The organism is Nocardia sp. CA-120079, from assembly GCF_050955745.1.
In the GTDB taxonomy this organism is placed as follows: Bacteria; Actinomycetota; Actinomycetes; order Mycobacteriales; family Mycobacteriaceae; genus Nocardia.
This window is the reverse complement of record NZ_CP192088.1, coordinates 7,370,205-7,387,220: the sequence shown is the minus strand read 5'-3', so window position 1 is coordinate 7,387,220 and position 17,016 is coordinate 7,370,205. Positions and strand designations below refer to the sequence as shown.

15 protein-coding genes and 1 tRNA gene are annotated in these 17,016 nt (G+C 65.9%); 10 read left to right on the top strand and 6 right to left on the bottom strand.

Features of this window, described 5'->3' with window-relative positions:
* Positions 1-126: 126 nt before the first annotated feature.
* Both ACQPYR_RS34205 and ACQPYR_RS34200 read left to right on the top strand, forming a co-directional pair.
* Positions 127-1,518 (top strand): glycine--tRNA ligase, encoded by a 1,392-nt coding sequence (locus ACQPYR_RS34205; RefSeq protein WP_433622977.1) that lies wholly within the window; start codon positions 127-129, stop codon positions 1,516-1,518.
* A gap of 481 nt (positions 1,519-1,999) precedes the next feature.
* Positions 2,000-2,875, top strand: coding sequence for an NADP-dependent oxidoreductase (locus tag ACQPYR_RS34200; RefSeq protein WP_433622976.1), 876 nt, complete (start codon positions 2,000-2,002; stop codon positions 2,873-2,875).
* Between the two features lie 41 nt (positions 2,876-2,916).
* Here the strand turns inward: ACQPYR_RS34200 and ACQPYR_RS34195 are convergent, their stop codons facing one another.
* On the bottom strand, positions 2,917-3,543 hold the full coding sequence (locus ACQPYR_RS34195; protein ID WP_433622975.1) for a TenA family protein: 627 nt from the start codon (positions 3,541-3,543) through the stop codon (positions 2,917-2,919).
* A gap of 95 nt (positions 3,544-3,638) precedes the next feature.
* Between ACQPYR_RS34195 and ACQPYR_RS34190 the strand changes: the two genes are divergently transcribed.
* Positions 3,639-4,880: a phthiocerol/phthiodiolone dimycocerosyl transferase family protein gene (locus ACQPYR_RS34190; protein WP_433622974.1), complete on the top strand. Its 1,242-nt coding sequence runs from the start codon at positions 3,639-3,641 to the stop codon at positions 4,878-4,880.
* A gap of 12 nt (positions 4,881-4,892) precedes the next feature.
* Here ACQPYR_RS34190 and ACQPYR_RS34185 read toward each other — a convergent pair whose 3' ends face one another.
* Positions 4,893-5,288: a PPOX class F420-dependent oxidoreductase gene (locus tag ACQPYR_RS34185; protein WP_062991210.1), complete on the bottom strand. Its 396-nt coding sequence runs from the start codon at positions 5,286-5,288 to the stop codon at positions 4,893-4,895.
* Between the two features lie 48 nt (positions 5,289-5,336).
* On the opposite strand from ACQPYR_RS34185, the gene ACQPYR_RS34180 reads away from it, so the two are divergent.
* Together ACQPYR_RS34180 and ACQPYR_RS34175 are read left to right on the top strand one after the other, a co-directional pair.
* The gene (locus tag ACQPYR_RS34180) at positions 5,337-5,759 is read left to right on the top strand and encodes a MarR family winged helix-turn-helix transcriptional regulator (RefSeq protein ID WP_433622973.1); all 423 of its coding nucleotides are present in this window, start codon (positions 5,337-5,339) and stop codon (positions 5,757-5,759) included.
* 56 nt (positions 5,760-5,815) lie between these two features.
* On the top strand, positions 5,816-7,252 hold the full coding sequence (locus ACQPYR_RS34175; RefSeq protein WP_433622972.1) for a molybdopterin-dependent oxidoreductase: 1,437 nt from the start codon (positions 5,816-5,818) through the stop codon (positions 7,250-7,252).
* A gap of 188 nt (positions 7,253-7,440) precedes the next feature.
* Here the strand turns inward: ACQPYR_RS34175 and ACQPYR_RS34170 are convergent, their stop codons facing one another.
* Positions 7,441-9,420 (bottom strand): TPM domain-containing protein, encoded by a 1,980-nt coding sequence (locus ACQPYR_RS34170; RefSeq protein ID WP_433622971.1) that lies wholly within the window; start codon positions 9,418-9,420, stop codon positions 7,441-7,443.
* Between the two features lie 30 nt (positions 9,421-9,450).
* Between ACQPYR_RS34170 and ACQPYR_RS34165 the strand changes: the two genes are divergently transcribed.
* On the top strand, positions 9,451-10,125 hold the full coding sequence (locus ACQPYR_RS34165; protein WP_433622970.1) for an MBL fold metallo-hydrolase: 675 nt from the start codon (positions 9,451-9,453) through the stop codon (positions 10,123-10,125).
* Between the two features lie 3 nt (positions 10,126-10,128).
* Here ACQPYR_RS34165 and ACQPYR_RS34160 read toward each other — a convergent pair whose 3' ends face one another.
* Positions 10,129-10,998 carry an NAD(P)-dependent oxidoreductase gene (locus ACQPYR_RS34160; RefSeq protein WP_433622969.1) on the bottom strand — a complete coding sequence of 290 codons (870 nt, stop codon included), beginning with the start codon at positions 10,996-10,998 and terminating at the stop codon, positions 10,129-10,131.
* A 177-nt stretch (positions 10,999-11,175) separates the two neighbouring features.
* On the opposite strand from ACQPYR_RS34160, the gene ACQPYR_RS34155 reads away from it, so the two are divergent.
* Genes ACQPYR_RS34155 through dnaG form a run of 3 tightly spaced genes read left to right on the top strand, consistent with a single transcriptional unit; the run spans position 11,176 to position 15,079 of the window.
* Entirely contained in the window at positions 11,176-11,859 is a 684-nt protein-coding gene (locus ACQPYR_RS34155; RefSeq protein WP_433622968.1) for a YdcF family protein, read from the top strand.
* Between the two features lie 6 nt (positions 11,860-11,865).
* Positions 11,866-13,107, top strand: a complete 1,242-nt coding sequence (locus ACQPYR_RS34150) for a deoxyguanosinetriphosphate triphosphohydrolase (protein ID WP_433622967.1) — start codon at positions 11,866-11,868, stop codon at positions 13,105-13,107.
* Positions 13,108-13,153: 46 nt separating this feature from the next.
* Positions 13,154-15,079, top strand: coding sequence for a DNA primase (dnaG, locus tag ACQPYR_RS34145; RefSeq protein WP_433622966.1), 1,926 nt, complete (start codon positions 13,154-13,156; stop codon positions 15,077-15,079).
* 200 nt (positions 15,080-15,279) lie between these two features.
* Here the strand turns inward: dnaG and ACQPYR_RS34140 are convergent, their stop codons facing one another.
* Entirely contained in the window at positions 15,280-15,525 is a 246-nt protein-coding gene (locus ACQPYR_RS34140; protein WP_040688111.1) for a hypothetical protein, read from the bottom strand.
* Between the two features lie 214 nt (positions 15,526-15,739).
* On the opposite strand from ACQPYR_RS34140, the gene ACQPYR_RS34135 reads away from it, so the two are divergent.
* Positions 15,740-15,812, top strand: a tRNA-Asn gene (locus ACQPYR_RS34135).
* A 25-nt stretch (positions 15,813-15,837) separates the two neighbouring features.
* Here the strand turns inward: ACQPYR_RS34135 and ACQPYR_RS34130 are convergent.
* Positions 15,838-16,965, bottom strand: a complete 1,128-nt coding sequence (locus ACQPYR_RS34130; RefSeq protein WP_433622965.1) for a site-specific integrase — start codon at positions 16,963-16,965, stop codon at positions 15,838-15,840.
* Positions 16,966-17,016: the final 51 nt, after the last annotated feature.

Genomic DNA, 17,016 nt, shown 5'->3' with positions numbered 1-17,016 from the left:
CCTGGCCGATAGGCTATAGGGAAATCAATGCACTGTCGTCAAGTCAAATGGGCTGTCGTCAAGTGCACCGGGTCCCCCGAGCCGGGCCGACCCTTATCCGACTCTCAGTGGATGGAGAATTCTCGAGTGGCACCCAAGTCGAAGGTGGACACCGTTGCCAACCTCGCCAAGCGCCGGGGTCTGGTGTACCCGTGTGGTGAGATCTACGGCGGCACCAAATCGGCGTGGGACTACGGTCCGCTGGGTGTCGAACTCAAGGAGAACATCAAGAAGCAGTGGTGGCGTTCCATGGTCACCAGCCGTGAGGATGTGGTCGGCCTCGACTCGTCGGTGATTCTGCCGCGTCCGGTATGGGTCGCCTCCGGCCACGTCGGCGTGTTCAACGATCCGCTGGTCGAATGCCTGAATTGTCACCACCGGCACCGGCAGGACCATCTGCAGGAGGCCTACGCGATCAAGCACAAGATCGACGATCCGGACTCGGTCTCGATGGAGCTGGTGGTGTGCCCGGACTGCGGCACCGTCGGTCGGTGGACCGAGCCGCGTGACTTCAACATGATGCTCAAGACCTACCTCGGCCCGGTCGAGTCCGAAGAGGGTCTGCACTACCTGCGCCCGGAAACCGCGCAGGGCATCTTCGTCAACTTCGCCAATGTGATGACCACCGCGCGCAAGAAGCCGCCGTTCGGCATCGCGCAGATCGGCAAGAGCTTCCGCAACGAGATCACCCCCGGCAATTTCATCTTCCGCACTCGTGAGTTCGAGCAGATGGAGATGGAGTTCTTCGTCAAGCCGGGTGAGGACGCGCAGTGGCACAAGTACTGGATCGACAACCGGTTCGCCTGGTACACCGACCTTGGCATCGCCCCGGAGAACCTGCGGCTGTTCGAGCACCCGAAGGACAAGCTGTCGCACTACTCGGCGGGCACCACCGATATCGAGTACCGCTTCGGCTTCCAGGGCAATGAATGGGGTGAGTTGGAGGGCATCGCCAACCGCACCGACTTCGATCTGAAGACCCATTCGGAGCATTCCGGCAATGACCTGAGCTACTTCGACCAGACCACCAATGAGCGCTACACCCCCTACGTCATCGAGCCCGCGGCCGGCCTGACCCGCTCGCTGATGGCGTTCCTGGTCGATGCGTACACCGTCGACCAGGCGCCCAATGCCAAGGGCGTCATGGAGGAGCGCATCAGTCTGCGGCTGGACCGCAGGCTCGCGCCGGTGAAGGCGGCGGTGCTGCCGCTGTCGCGCAATGCGGATCTGACGCCGAAGGCGAAAGACCTTGCCGCACAGCTGCGTAAGAGCTGGAACGTCGAATTCGACGATGCCGGTGCCATCGGCCGTCGCTACCGGCGCCAGGACGAAATCGGCACGCCGTTCTGCATCACCGTCGACTTCGACACCCTCGAAGATCAGGCGGTCACCGTCCGCGAGCGGGATTCCATGGCGCAGGAGCGGATTGCGCTGGACAAGGTCGAGGGCTACCTGGCGCAGCATCTCATCGGCGCCTGAATTCGATGGCGAGCAACGCCCTGTCGCGCTGCGACAGGGCGTTTCGCATGTCGGCGTGCCCCGGGGGATCCGTAGTCGCTAAGTGGATCCCGGGGGACGCGTGCTTCTCACGTCGGAGGTGAATTCGGCACCAGGTTTGCGGTTCGACTGGACGAGCACCCCCGATCGCGCTCGGGATCAGCAGCGCACACCCCCACGGCACCGCGACCCAGAACGGCCAGAAGTATCCGGCGCCGGTGGCCACCCAGATCGTCATGCACAGTGCGTTGACCGCGGCCCAGGGAATCCACATGATGATGACCCATTGCGGCACTCGCTGTGCCGCAGGTGCCGCTATGCGCGGCACGGGCAGGTCCGAGAACAGCGGCTCAGGGCCTGGTGCCGTCCACGGCAGAGCGTCGCGAAGATCGTCGGTGCATGGAAATTTCCTGCGGGGTTACTCGGTTGACGGCGTATGTCACCGAGTAGGCGGGAGCCGGATATGGCAAGAGCTGTGAAGTTCGATCGTTATGGCGGAATCGAAGAGCTGAAGGTGGTCGAGGTGCCGACGCCGAAGGCGGGACCCGGTCGGGTCGTCGTCGAGGTCGTGGCGGCCGGTATCAATCCGGGGGAGGGGTATATCCGTTCGGGCGCGCTGCACGAGCGTTGGCCCGCGACATTTCCATCGGGTGAGGGGACCGATTTCGCGGGTCGCATCGTAGAGATCGGTTCGGGTGTCGGCGGGATCGAGATCGGGGCCGAGGTGCTCGGATTCACCGATGAGCGGGCCAGTCATGCCACCCACGTGGTGGTGCCCGCCGAGCAGGTGACGCTCAAGCCCTCGAAACTGGATTGGGATGTCGCCGGATCGTTGTATGTCGCCGGGACAACGGCTTTCGCGACCGTGCGGGCCGTGGATCCGCAAGCGGGCGATATAGTCGCGGTCTCGGGTGCGGCGGGCGGCGTCGGTTCGATCGCCGTACAACTCCTGCGGGCCAGGGGCGCAACGGTTCTCGGCATCACGAGCGAGGTCAATCACGATTGGCTGCGCAGGTTCGGGGTTATTCCGGTGGCCTATGGGGCGGGGCTGATCGACCGGATCCGTGCGGCCGCTCCCGATGGCGTGAACGCGTTCATCGACACGTTCGGTGCCGAATATGTCGATATCGCAATCGAACTCGGCATCGCGATCGAACGCATCGACACCATCATCAACTGGGAGGCCGCCGAGAGGTACGGCGTGAAGACCGACGGCAATGCCGCCGCGGGCACCATCGATGTACTCGCCGAACTCGCCGATCTGGCTGCCGCGGGCACGGTGGAGGTACCTATCGCGGCTGTGTATCCCCTCGACAAGGTCCAGGAGGCGTATCGCTAACTGGAGCAGCGCCACACCCGCGGCAAGATCGTGCTGCACCCCTAGCCGGGCACCTCCCAGAATTCGTATTCGTGGCGCATACCCTGCAGGAATATCGCTTCCGCGCGCGCCGGATCGCCACCCGCCTCGTCGAGCATCTGCCCGCAGCGGCGGGTGAGCGCCGCGAATCCGGGGTCGGCGTAAGTGTCGACCCAGCGACGGTAGCGCGGTTCCGACGGCGGATTCTCGGCCAGGATTGTGCCGAGCGTCGAATAGCCCCACATGCACGGGTACAGCGCAGCCAGTCCGTCGGCGTAGGACGCGGCCGACTCCAGCAGGAATGCGGTGTAGGCCGCGCACGGCGCACCCTTCGTCGCACCATCGAGATCCGCGCCGAATTCGGCGGCCAGCGATCGATGCAGGGACAGCTCCTCGTGATACGTCGCGTGCGCGAGATCCACCAGATCGCCCAGATGTGACGCAGGCGCCTGCCAGGCCAGCCGCGCGAACACCCGCACATAGTCCAGCAGGAAGAGATAGTCCTGTTCGAGCCAGGACCGGAAGACCGGTTCGGGCAGATCGCCCCTGGCGATGCCCGCCACCGTCGGATGCGCCAACTGGCCTACCACCAACGGAAAACCCAGCTCTTCCAGATGCGTCGTAAGACTGATGTGTGCCGCGGGACTCATGTGGGCAGTCTCTCTCAGTCGGAGCGGCTCCGGGTTTGCGCCCCGGTCTGAGTTGCCGCACCCTGAGCAATGTGTTGTGGGATGAGGAGGTTTTGGTGCGGGTGTTGGGTGCCTCGGAACAACGTTTCGTGCGCGCGGGGACCTACACCGGGCGATCCGTCACGGTCGTCGGTGATCTCGATACGAATGCGTTGGGGGCGGCCTTCACCGCACTACAGCGCGCCTATCCGGTGGTGACCTGCCGGATCGCCGAGGACGCTACCGGCCGCGGCTATCTGCTACGACGCGGCGAGGCCCCGGAGATCGGCATGACGGCGAGCCTCGGTGATCCGGACGCCATCCGCATTCCGGAGCCGATCGATCCGGCGGGACAGCTGGCGTACCTGGATGTGGTGCGCTCCGAGCGCGGCCGCTCGCGCGTGACACTTTTCGCCCACCACAGCATCGCCGACGCGGGCCACTGCGTCGAGCTCCTCGCCCGACTATGGGACTTCTACACCGATTACGTCGAATCCGGGACGACAACCGTTGTGCCGCACGACTATCCGCAATCGCTGGAATGGCATACCTCGGCGCGTGGAATCGACCGCTCTTCGATCTCCGGTTTCGAGAATGTGACCAAGCCGCTGGAGCCCGAGGTCATTCCGCGCGCACCCGCGATCCCCGCGCCCGCCGCACTGGTCCAGCCGCGGCGCATCATCCTGGACCAGCAGGCGAGCGCCCGCATCATCGGCCTCGGGCGCTATCCGGGAGTGACCGTCAACGGCGTGGTCACCGCCGCCCTGCTGCGCGCTTTCGCCTCGGAAAAGGCCAGGGCCACCGGTGATCCCGTGCCGCTCGGCTGTCTGTATCCGGTGGATATGCGCACCCGCCTCGACCCGCCGGTCGCGCGGGCGGAAGGCACCAATATGGCGGGTCTGGCCTCTTTCGCCGCGGCGGTCGACCTTTCCGCGGACATCCTCGAACTGGCCCAACACATTTCGGCCCGATTGCGGCATGATCTGGCCGAGGGCATCGTCCAGCAGTCGGTGCTGCACTTCCCGGATTACTTCGGCCCAACCCGGATCCACTCACTGGCCGGACATGTCGCGGTGACGAATACCGGTGCCGTGCCCGCCTTCCGCATCCCCTCGAATATCGCCCTCGCCGACTACGAGATCGTTTACGTCTCCGCTCATCCGCGTCCCTCCGCGGGCGCCTCTGCCGCAGTCACCTTCCTGGTCTACACCTTCGAAGGCCGACTGACCGTCGGTGTGCTCGGCCGCGATGCCGACCGGCTCGTGCCCGCGGTGCGCGACGAATTGACGGCCCTCGCGGAGGAGGCCGTCAGCTCCTGAGGGCGCCTGCTGCTACTGGTAGGTGGCGTGTGTCGGGCGCATGACGAGCACGACCCGGCGCGGATGGTCGGCGACCGGACGCTGATACGGCAGGTCGTAGCGGCGCGCGAGCACATCGAAGAATTCGCCGTTCGGATCGGGTTCGATGGCCTCGATGACGCCGCGGACCTCGAGGTAGCGGTAGGGCTTGTCCGGATCGTTGATGCTCACCGCGACTTCGGGATTCTGCTTGGTATTGACAGCCTTCCGTCGATCGATCGTGGTCGTGAAGCGCAGGCGCCCGCCATCCCACACCTGCCATACCGGCGTCACCTGCGGAGTGCCGTCCGGGTTGAGCGTTGCGAGATGGGCGAACAGCGGTCGCGATAGCAAATCGGCGTGGCTCTCGGGGATTACGGGGTTGTCCATGTTTCAAAGACTATCAAGGCTTTGATAGGTCAGCTATCTTTGACACTTATGAAATTGCCTGCGGAGCAGCGGCTCGGTCTGGACCTCAAGCGCGCCGAGCAGGAGCTGATGGCCGTCAAACACGAGGCGGTCAAACCGCTTACGGTGCCGCAGTACGCGGCGCTCTACGCGCTGTCGGAGAACCCGGGCGTCTCCGCCGCCGCCCTGGCCCGGGAATGCATGGTGACGCCGCAGGCGATGACAGTGGTGCTCAAGAACCTGCAGGAGCGCGGTTTCGTGGAGCGGACACCGCATCCTTGGCATCGCGGTGTGCTCGAAACCCGCCTGACCCCCGCCGGTCGCAAAGCCTTCGCCAAGGCCGATGCCAAGGCCGCCGCCATCGAGCGCCGCGTGGCCGCCGCCTTCAGTGCGCAGGAGCGCGAACAGTTGCGAGAGTTGTTGGCCCGGTTCACCGACGCCCTGCAGGAGTGAGGGGCGGTAGGTTCGTAGCGAAGGCGTTGTGATCGAGGAAAGCGGGTGTTCGAAGGGTGCGGACCAACAGAGAACGCGGTGGTGCGTTCGGTGCCGCCGCGATCGGTGTCGGGGCGCTCGGCGTCGGCGAGTTGATCGCGGCCTCACGCGGTGATTCGCTGATCGACGCCATCGGCCGGGTCATGGCCGATACCGCGCCGGTGCCGGTGGTCGAGACGACCGTCGCCCTGTCCGGCAAGCACGATAAGGCTGTGACGCGCCTCGGCGTCGGGGTCGGTGCGGTCGCCGCGGCCGTCGGGCTCGCAGCGCTGTCCGATCAGGCGCGTACACCCGCGGTCGCCGCTTTCGGTGCCGCCGCGGCCGCTCTGGGCTTGCGTCGACCGACCCGTTCGCCCGCCACCGTCGCCGGTGCGGCTGCGGCCGCGGGTGTGCTCGGTCTCGGATTGCGCAGCAGCCCGCATGGGCTGTTCGGCGCGCTGCTGTGGGCGGGCGGCGGTGCCGGACTGCTGGCCGGGGCGCGGGCGCTGATACATGACTACGACCGCAGGCAGCGTGATGCGATCCGTCGGGTCGGCCCGCTGGGCGGGATTTCGATGGTGCCGCAGGACGGGTTGGAGGACGAGCCCGGACTGTCGTCGCTGATCACCGCGAACCGGAGTTTCTATGTCGCCGATGTCAATCTGAGTCCGCCGCGGATCGATCCGACGCGCTGGCGGCTGTCGGTCACCGGCAAGGTCGCGCATCCGTTGCGCCTGTCGCTGGCCGAATTGGCCGCGGACGCAGTGGAATTCGATGCGGTCATGGTGTGCGTGCACAATCGGCCCGGTGAGCGTCGCGCGAGCAACGGCCGCTGGTACGGGGTTCCACTGGCCAAGTTGCTCGAGCACGCGATTCCCGAAACCGGTGCGACCCGGCTGGTGACCAGGGCCGTGGACGGCTACACCATCTCACTGCCGGTGGAACCGCTGCGCTCCGGTGCGTGGCCCGGATATCTGGTGATCGGCGTGAACGGCGAGCCGCTCGCCGCGGAGCACGGATTCCCCGCCCGGGTCTTCGTGCCCGGCCTCTACGGCCAGTACACGGGCGCGAAATGGCTTGCCGAACTGGAACTCACCGACGACAGCCACGTCGACTACTGGTGGAAGCGCGGTTGGCCGACGGATCCGATCTGGGTGACACCGCAGGCCCGCATCGACGTTGCCACGCCAGGCCGTGCCGCTGCCAGCGTCGCCGGGGTGGCTTGGGCGCCGCCGCACGGCGTCGAGTCCGTAGAGCTGCGCATCGACGGAGGCGATTGGCGCCCAGTCGATCTCGGCACCGAACTCGACTCTGCCGCCTGGCGGCGCTGGCGGACCACCGTCGACCTGCCCGCAGGCGAACACACGATCCAGGCCCGCGCCATCAGCCGCTCCGGCGAAGTCCAAGACGGCACCCCGCGCTCACCTTTCCCCTCCGGCCCGACCGGCTTCCACACCGTCACCATCAAAATCTGACCGCGGCTGTCAGGTGGGTGGGCTCCTGCATCCGCACCGATTGGCGAAGTCTCCGATACTGAACATGACGGCTGCCGGTCTACGGCGGTCCCGGCGTCGGGCTGTCCGTCGGCCGGCTTTTCGCGCGCGACAGGTATGTAGTGGTGTCGGCCTGTCGGCTCGGCGCGATACGGTGTCAGGGTCAATCCTCAGAACCGGCCGCCCCGGCTGATGCGGCGGGACCCGCTGGAACCACCGAATGAACCGGGGGTGTAGCCGCTGGAGCGTTGGCGGGTGGCACTGCCCGCGCCGCGCAGCAGTCCCTCGATCAGAATTCCACCGAGCACCGCACCAGCCTGCGCCGTGCCCGATGGCGGTTGGCTGCTCTCCCAGGCCCGTACGCTGGCCTGCGCCTCCTGCAATGCGCGAGCACCCAGATCGGCGGCGGTGTGCGCGCTAACCAGGGCCTGCGCCGAATCGCTAGTGGAAAGCTGTTGTGCCGCATCGAGATTGCGCTGTGCCTCGGACAAGCGAGTGCGTGCCTGTGCGTCGATGCCGCCGCGTCGGGTGCTGATGTAGTCGGCTGCCGCGCCGATCCGGGCGCGGGCATCGATCAGCGCCCGGTCGAGCCGGCGCTGTAGATCCTCGGCGGCAAGCTTGCGGTCGGTGGCGGCGGCATTGGCCAGGTCCAGCGCGTTATCGGCCGCGACGGCGTCGTGGAAGGCGTCCAATGGGTCGCTGGTCGCGGTGGCGGTTGCGATGGTCAGGGCCGTTTCCGCCGCCGTGATGGCGGCGTGCAGATCGACACCGCCATAGCCCGACAGCTCCTTCGCGGTGGCGATATCCGCGCGCAACTCGGCGAGTACCGCGGGCAGCCCATCGGTCGCCTGCCGGATATTCGTGGCCGCATTGTCGACGGCATCGAGTAGCGTGCGCGCCTGTCCCACCGCGCCTTCCGCGGCCCGGATCGCGGCGACCGCACCGCCCTGTTTGCCGACCGGCTGGGTGAGAGCAGTACGTCCCGTGTCGATGTTCTGCTCCGCGAAGGTGATTCGTTCGCGCGCCATGGTCACGTTGTCTCGAACCGGTGCGAGCACGCTGGCTGGATACGCGGTGGTGAGCCGACTGAGTTCGGTCTGCGAACCCGGCGTGCGTCCGGTCAATTCGACCAAATCCCTTGTCAGCCCGTCCAAGCGAGCGGACGCGTTGATCAGCAGATCCCGCATCGCATCGAATTCGGCCACCTGAGCGTCGAGTGCCCGATCGGCCCGCCCGACCGTGCCGATCAGATCGACCAGCATGCTGCGCTGCTGATCCGGTGTCTCGGCAATATCGTCATCGAGCTGCTGTCTGATCGAGAATGCTTTGGCGGCAGCCGATTTCGCATTCGCCAAGGCGGTGCTGAACGTGGTGACCGCGGTATCGCCGAATTCACCGGTCGCCAACGCCAACTCCTCGGCACTGGTCTGCACGGCATTGTCGATCTCGACCAGCACCTCCTTCGACCGGTCCTGCAATGCATCCAGTGACAATGCCGCGAGCGCGGTGGAATTATCGGGATCCAGTCGCCGCGCTGTCGCCAACTCGGCCCGCCCGCGGTCGGCGCGCCGCTTGCGCGAATACAACACCAGCCCAACGACGAGCAGCACAATCAGGAAGGCGACGATCAGCAGCGTCCGTAGGTTGACCCCACCATCGCGCATCGCCGAATCCAGCCCATCGGCCATCGCGACCCCGGCGTCGGCCCACCGGGCGTTGCGCAGCTCGGGCTCCACATCGCGCGCCAACACGCTGTCCAACTCGGAATCGCTGACACTGCTGGGCAATTCGCCTTTGAACCAATAGGCGCGATCCTCGGTCGCGACGGCGAGCAACAGATCACGCCCACCGAATCCGGACATGGTCGCGGTGCGATCGGCCCACGCCTGCGGACTCATCCCGTTGAAATCGTGCACATAGACGACCCAGAGCCGCATCTGCTGATCGGCGTAGAGATCGTCGACCGCCGCTGACACCCGATCGAGTTGTCCTCGATCGAGCACCTGCGCCGAGTCGACGACGTACGGTCCCATCCGCAGCGGCGGCTCGGCGCCTGCCGTGCCACCGGCCGGTGCGACACACAGAAACGCCACGCTGAGGACCACCGCGGCGAACCAGCGGATTCGACGAATCGGCGCTATCAACGGCATGGGATGAATCTAGCTGGCTAGCATCGAACTGTGATCACGATCGACCTGCCGTACACCGGTCACGTGTCCCCTGGATCGAATCCGCAACAGCGGGACGTCCCCGGTGCCCGCGTTATCAAAATGTCCGTCGGTGGCATGGACAACAACTGCTATCTAGTGCAGTGCACCGCCACCGGCGCGGCACTGCTTATCGACGCTGCCAACGAAGCCGACCGGATAATCGAACTCGTCAACCAGGAGACGCCGGGCCGCGTCGCCCTGGTCGTCACCACCCATCAGCATCGGGACCATTGGTGGGCCCTGGAAAAGGTCGCCGCCGCCACCGGTGCACCGACCGCCGCGCATCCACTCGATGCCGAACCGCTCCCGGTGCGCCCCGACCGATTACTCGCCGACGGCGATCTCATCGAGGTCGGCGACCTTGCCTTCGAGGTCGTCCACCTGCGCGGACACACTCCCGGCTCGGTCGCCCTCGCCCTGGTAGACGGTCCGGGCGTGCACCTGTTCACCGGCGACTCCCTTTTCCCGGGCGGAGTCGGCCGCACCACCAATCCGGAAGATTTCAACTCCCTCTACACCGACGTCACCACCAAGCTCTTCGATCGCTACCCGGATGACGCCGTCGTCTATCCGGGTCACGGTGATGACACCACGCTCGGCGTCGAACGCCCGCACCTCGACGAATGGCGCGAACGCGGCTGGTAGGTCTCATGCGGCGCGCGGATTGAGGCTTTCGAATATCCGCTCGCTGCTGTCCGCACCGTGGCCGCCGGCGACCTGGCGATCGACGAGATTCTTGATCGCGCCGACGATGTCCAGGTCCACGCCCGCATCGCGGCTGGCCGACACGATGGCGTCCACGGCGGCCTTGGTGAAATCCAAGGGCTGGAACGGTTTCGAGTAATCGCCGGAGTCGATGGTGGCTCCGGCCCTCGGAAGTGATCCGGTCATCGCGGCGATCCAGCCGGACGCGCGTTGGCCGAAGTCCTCGGCCGACATGCCGATCGTGCGAACCATGGCGGCACCGTGATAGAAACCCGCGAACATGGCGTACATTCCGGCGAGCAGGGCGAAGTCGACCAGTGCGGCCTGCCCGGCATCCGCGCCGAAATACTCTGCGCTGCCGAGTAATTCGAGGGTTGCGCGATGGTTGTCGAAGAGCTCGCGGGAGCCGCTGTAGAGCACGGACGAGCCAGGCAGGCCGATCATCGGCGGGACGGCCATGATGCCGCCGTCGAGGAAGTCGATGCCGCGGTTCGCGGCCCATTCGGCCAGTTCACGCGATCCGCGCGGCTCGGTGCTGGTCAAGTTGACCAATGCGCGGCCGGCCAGGATATCGGTCACCGGGTCGAGTACCGCGTGCACGGATCGATGGTCCAAGAGGCAGGCCACCACGAGATCGCTCGCGGTCACCGCCTCGGCCACGGTCTGCGCCGATTTCGCGCCTGCCGCAACGAGTTCCATGTCCCGACCGGCACTGCGGTTCCAGACTGTCGTCGGATGTCCGGCCCGTACGAACGCCGCGGCCAGCGCCTGTCCCATCGCGCCGAGTCCGAGGACCGTCACGGATGTCGTCATGTATCCACTCCTCAAAGTATCGAGATGCTGGTTCGGCGCCGGAATTCATTCTCGATACCCGCTGTGCTATCGACAAGTACTGACTAATAAGTTAAGTACTAACCGAAAGGTAAGTGTGGGCGGATCGATATGCGTCGGTTACGTTCTCGTCGAGGGTGACCTGGCAAACTTGGTGAGATGAATTCGGCGACCCTGGCCTCGGCTCCCGGATCCGGCGCATCCCGCAGCGTCGGAGGCGGGCTGGTGCGCTGGGCGCGACGGCTGGTCGTGGGCGCGATCGTGATGGGGGCGGTGCTGGTCGGCGGCACGGCATTCCGGGTCTGGCAGGTCGCGCGAATCGACGACTACACCAAGGCCGACGCGATCGTGGTACTCGGCGCCGCACAATACTCGGGCACCCCGTCGACGGTGTTCGAGGCGCGATTGGACCAGGCCTACAAACTGTTCAAGGCCGGTGTCGCACCGAGGGTGATCACCGTGGGCGGCAAGCAGGAGGGCGATCTGTACACCGAGGCCGCCTCCGGCAAGAACTATCTGGAGGAGCGCGGCATACCGAGCGACCGGATCCTCGCGGTGGAAACAGGTTCGGACACCCTGCGCAGCATCGAGGCCGTCGCGACCGCCATGAGTGCCCGCGAGATGTCCTCGGCGGTGCTGGTCAGCGATCCGTGGCATTCGCTGCGCACCAGAACCATGGCCCGCGACGCCGGACTCGAAGCCTGGACCGCGCCGACCAGGACCGGCCCCGCCGTCTACACCAGGGAGTCGCAGGCGCACGGAATCGCGAGGGAGACAGGCGCTTTGCTCTGGTATCAGCTCACGCACTTCTCGTCCGACTTCAAATACTCAGCGGGGCAGTGAGATTCGATGTATAGCGAGCACGACCGCGAGCGAATGGTGGTGGAGGGAGCCAAGACCGCCGGACTCGGCCCGCCGCGCAGTGAATTCGAAACCGGCCACCGCACCGAATTCGCCCGCGACCGGGCCCGCGTGCTGCATTCCGCGGCCCTGCGCAGACTCGCCGACAAAACCCAGGTCATGGGGCCGCGTGACGGGGACACCCCGCGCACACGCTTGACCCATTCGATCGAAGTGGCCCAGATCGGGCGCAGTATCGCCGACGGTCTCGGCTGTGATCCGGATCTGGTCGACCTGGCCGGACTGGCGCACGATATCGGCCATCCGCCCTACGGCCACAATGGCGAGAAGGCCCTCGACATCTTCGCCGACGCGTACGGCGGATTCGAGGGCAATGCGCAGAATCTACGCATCCTCACCCGGCTGGAACCGAAGGTTCTGGATGCGGACGGCACGAGCGCGGGCTTGAACCTCACCCGCGCCGCACTCGACGCCGCCATCAAATACCCTTGGGGCAGAACAGGTTCGGGCACCAAGTTCGGCGCCTACGATATCGATCTGGATCGGCTCGAATGGGTGCGCAAGGATGCGCCGGATCGCCGCAAGAGCCTGGAATGCCAGATCATGGACTGGTCCGACGATGTCGCGTACTCGGTGCACGATGTGGAGGACGGCGTAATCGCCGGGCGCATCGAATTGCGGGCCCTGGCCGATCCGTCCGAACAGGCGGCACTAGCCGAACTCGGGCACGGCCAGCACCCGACGCTTTCGGTGGACGACCTGATCGGTGCCGCCCAGCGCCTCTCCGAACTGCCGGTGGTGGCCGAAGCCGCCTGCTACGACGGCACCCTCGCCAGTTCGGTCGCGTTGAAGCGCCTCACGAGTGAACTTGTCGGCCGGTTCGCCACGGCTGCGATCATGGCCACGCGGAAGGTCGCCGGGCGCGCGGTGCTGTCCCGGTATGCCGCGGATCTAGAGGTTCCGCCGATCGTCGCCGCCGAGGTAGCGATGCTCAAAACCGTCGCCCTGCGCTACGTGATGTCCGATCTCGTGCACAAGCAGCGTCAGGCCGTGCAGCGCGAGCGGATACAGGCGGTCGCGACCCGACTGCTGGCGACGGCACCAAACGGGCTGGACCCGCTGCTGCTCCCGTGGTGGCACGCGGCGACCGACGACACCGCGCGAGTCCGGGTAATCGTCGACCAGATCGCGTCCTATACCGAGAGTCGACTGGAGCGAGTAGACGCGTGACCAGCCGCTGGGCGCGTCGAGGCCGGACTAGCCTAGACTGGCCGCCGTGGCCGGACGACTCCCAGATCGCGATATCGCGGCAATACGCGAACGCGTCCGGATCGAAGATGTGGTGGGGGAGTACGTCGCGCTGAAGCGCGCGGGTGCGGACTCCATGAAGGGCCTGTGCCCGTTCCACGACGAGAAGTCGCCGTCGTTCCATGTGCGGCCCAACCACGGCCTGTACCACTGCTTCGGCTGCGGCGAGGGCGGTGACGTGTTCGCCTTCCTGCAGAAGGTCGAGCACGTCGGCTTCGTCGAGGCGGTCGAGCAGCTCGCCGATCGGATCGGCTACCAGATCAACTACGAGGGCGGCGGCACCTCGGTGCAGCGCGACCGCGGCACCAGGGCCAGGTTGGTCGCCGCCAATGCCGCCGCACACGAGTTCTACATGGCCAAACTGCGCGAGCCCGACGCCGAGGTGGCGCGCAAATATTTGACCGACCGCAACTTCGACGGCAATGCCGCCCAGCAATTCGGCTGCGGCTACGCCCCCGCGGGCTGGGACACGCTCACGAAGCATCTGCTGCGCAAGGGCTTCGACTTCAAAGAGCTCGAGGCAGCCGGGCTCTCGCGCCAGGGTCAGCGCGGCCCGATCGACCGCTTCCACCGGCGGCTGCTGTGGCCGATCCGCAATCTCGGCGGTGACGTCATCGGCTTCGGTGCGCGCAAGCTCTTCGACGACGACACCATGCCCGGCAAATACATCAATACGCCGGAAACCTTGCTGTACAAGAAGTCTCAGGTGCTCTTCGGCCTGGACCACGCCAAGCGCGAGATCGCCAAGGGCCACCAGGCGGTGGTGGTCGAGGGCTACACCGACGTCATGGCCATGCACCTGGCCGGGGTGAAAACCGCCGTCGCCTCCTGCGGCACCGCCTTCGGTGACGAACATCTCGCCCTGTTGCGCCGACTGCTCATGGACGACAACTTCTGGCGCGGCGAAATCATCTACACCTTCGACGGTGACGCGGCCGGCCAAGCCGCGGCAGTGAAAGCCTTTGCGGGCGACCAGAAGTTGGCCGGGCAAACCTACATCGCCATCGCGCCCGACGGCCAGGACCCATGCGAACTGCGCCAGCGCTCCGGCGACGGCGCCGTGCGCGATCTGGTTGCCCGGCGAACCCCGTTGTATGAGTTCGTGATTCGCGGCCTGCTCGCCGACCACAACCTGGACACCGCCGAGGGGCAGGTCGAGGCGCTGCGCCGCGCCGTGCCGGTGGTGGCGCAGATCAAGGACAACGCGCTGCGCAAGGCGTACGCGACCAAGCTCGCGGGCTGGGTCGGCTGGGACGATATCCAGACCGTGGTGCGGCGGGTCGGTGAGGAAGCCAAGCGCAATCGCAACGGTGGGAGTCCGGGCGGCCGCGGCCCGGCGGCCGGCGCGGCACAGACCCGCGCGGTCGTCGCCGAACATCCCGCCGCGCGTCCGAACCCGAACGACCCGACGCTGCTGCCGCAACGGCAAGCGCTCGGTGCGGCGCTGCAGTATCCGGCGATGGCGGGTGCGGTTTTCGATTCGATCGAGACCGAGGCCTTCACGCATCCGGCTTACGCCGCCGTTCGCGCCATGATCGCAGAGGCTGGTGGCACGGCATCGGGGCTCAGCGGCGCGGAATGGGTCAGCGCTGTGTCGGACGGGACCGATGATCTGACCATGCGTGCGCTGGTCTCCGAGCTGTCGGGTGAGCAGATGCCGGTGAAGTCGGCCAATGACATTCCGCGGTTCGTTACCGGGGTGCTGGCTCGCGTACAGGAGGCCTGGGTCGGCCGCCAGATCGCGGAGCTGAAGTCGAAACTGCAGCGGGTGTCATCGACCGAACAACCCGAGGCGTATATGGCGCTGTTCGGCGATCTCGTGGCGCTGGAGCAGTACCGCAAGAGTTTGCTCACCCAGGCGATGGGGAACCACGACGACTTCGCCCCGGCCTGAGCTGCACGTCGGCGGTGTGCTGGCTGGCGGTTTCAGGCGGTCTTCAACTGGCCCGAACCTACGTGTAGACCCTTTGGCGTACCCGGAGTAGTGGCTATGCGGGCGACACCAACGGAGTACGGACAAGAACGGCCGCGATCCGGGTTGGGGGGGCGACTGATTGGAACCTGGCCCGTGACAGCGCTGCTCACGCCGCAAATTCAGCGGCGCAGCTGATCCTGCGGCACCAGAACCGTGGTCCGCTCATCCAGCGGCACCATCGGCTCCAACTTCGCCTGGGTGCTGAGCTTGTCCGACAGCTTCTGTCGCCCGAAGAGAACCAGCTTGCGAGTCACCGGGCTCCCGGTCACCGCGCGGGTCGCCGCACTGATCTGTTCATAGCGACCCCGCCCGGCCTTCGTGCCGAGCACGTATCCGGCCGCAATGCCGATGATCAACCGCAGCATCTCGTAGAGCTCCTCCCAAAGTGCCTGTGCGCGGCTACCATCCTGCCCGACGCCCGGTACGCCTGTCGATCCGGATCCACCCCCACCGCGCGCCACCCCCCAGACACGCCGAAGCCCCCGCATGTCTCCAGGTAGAGACGCGATTTGGGAAGGCGAGCGCGGATACGCTAAAGTTTCACCTCGGCCCGCCCAGTACGGACGAGCCAAAGGATAGTCCCCTATAGCTCAATTGGCAGAGCAGCCGACTGTTAATCGGCAGGTTTCTGGTTCGAGTCCAGATGGGGGAGCCGAAAACGGCCTCTGACCAGCGCATCAACGCGGACGGTTAGGGGCCGTAGTCGTATCCAGACCTGGAAACTCGCCAGAAAGTCTCCCAAAAGTCGGGATCGGTCCTTCCGCGTCCTGATCTTGCTCATTGTGACCCAGGCCGCTCATCACCGCATTATGTATGACCGCGGCTGCACCATGGTGCACTCGCCCGCGCGCCATGTATTTGCGCTGGGTCATTGCCGGATCAGCGTGCTGCAGCACATCAGCGGTCACCCTGGCGGAAAGCCCTTCATCGTCGAGGAGAACGGCAACCAATTTCCGGAACGCGTACGGGCTGACATCGTCGGGAAGCCCCAACGCCTCACGAACCCGCTGCCACTGGTGACTGACATTCACCGGATCGCGCAACGTCCACTCAAACGACGGAAAGATCAAATCCACGTCGTAGTCATCCGGCGGCGGATTCTCACGCTTGCGCAGCTGCATTTGCTCCCAGCGCCGATCGAGTATCTCGACAGCGAACTCCGGAAGCGCGATCGTGCCCTGCGGATTCTTCGGGTCGTTGTCCTTGACCACTCGCACCAACCCTTTGCCGGGCACGCGAATCACTTTGCCGATTGTCTGAATGGTGCGCCGCTTACGGTCGTAGAACGGCCACGCAAAGCCCAGGACCTGACTCGGGCGCTGACCGACCGCACCCATGATCGCGATCAGGTCCGCCAGGTCAGCACCATCGCAGTACTCCGCCACGGTCGGCGGTGTGTAGGAGCGGATTCCGCGCTTCTGCTCAGCCTTCGTCAGCTTGCGCGGGCACGGCACAGTCGACCAATACACCGACGCCAGGATGAAGCACAGGTCTTCGATCTCGATATACGCGGCGCCACCCGTACGACCCTTGGCCGCTACATTCTCCGGAATCTCGGCTTCCCGCACCGGGTTCACGCTCAATGGACCGCGACGCACAGCGAACCGGAACATTCCCGACAACATCGACCGCGCATTCAGCATCGAGCCGCGGCCATGGTTCGCCGCAACCCATTCCAGGAACGATTCCGCTGTGCCCGTCGTGAACTCCTCCGGCCCGATACGGCGAAACCCATACTCAGCAACCAGCATGCCCGCCCACCGGTCATACAGGCGCAAGGTGTTATCAGCACGGCCCTTCTTCACCAGGTAAGCCCTGTATGCCTTCCACAGCTCCGCTACCGTCGTGCGAGCGGT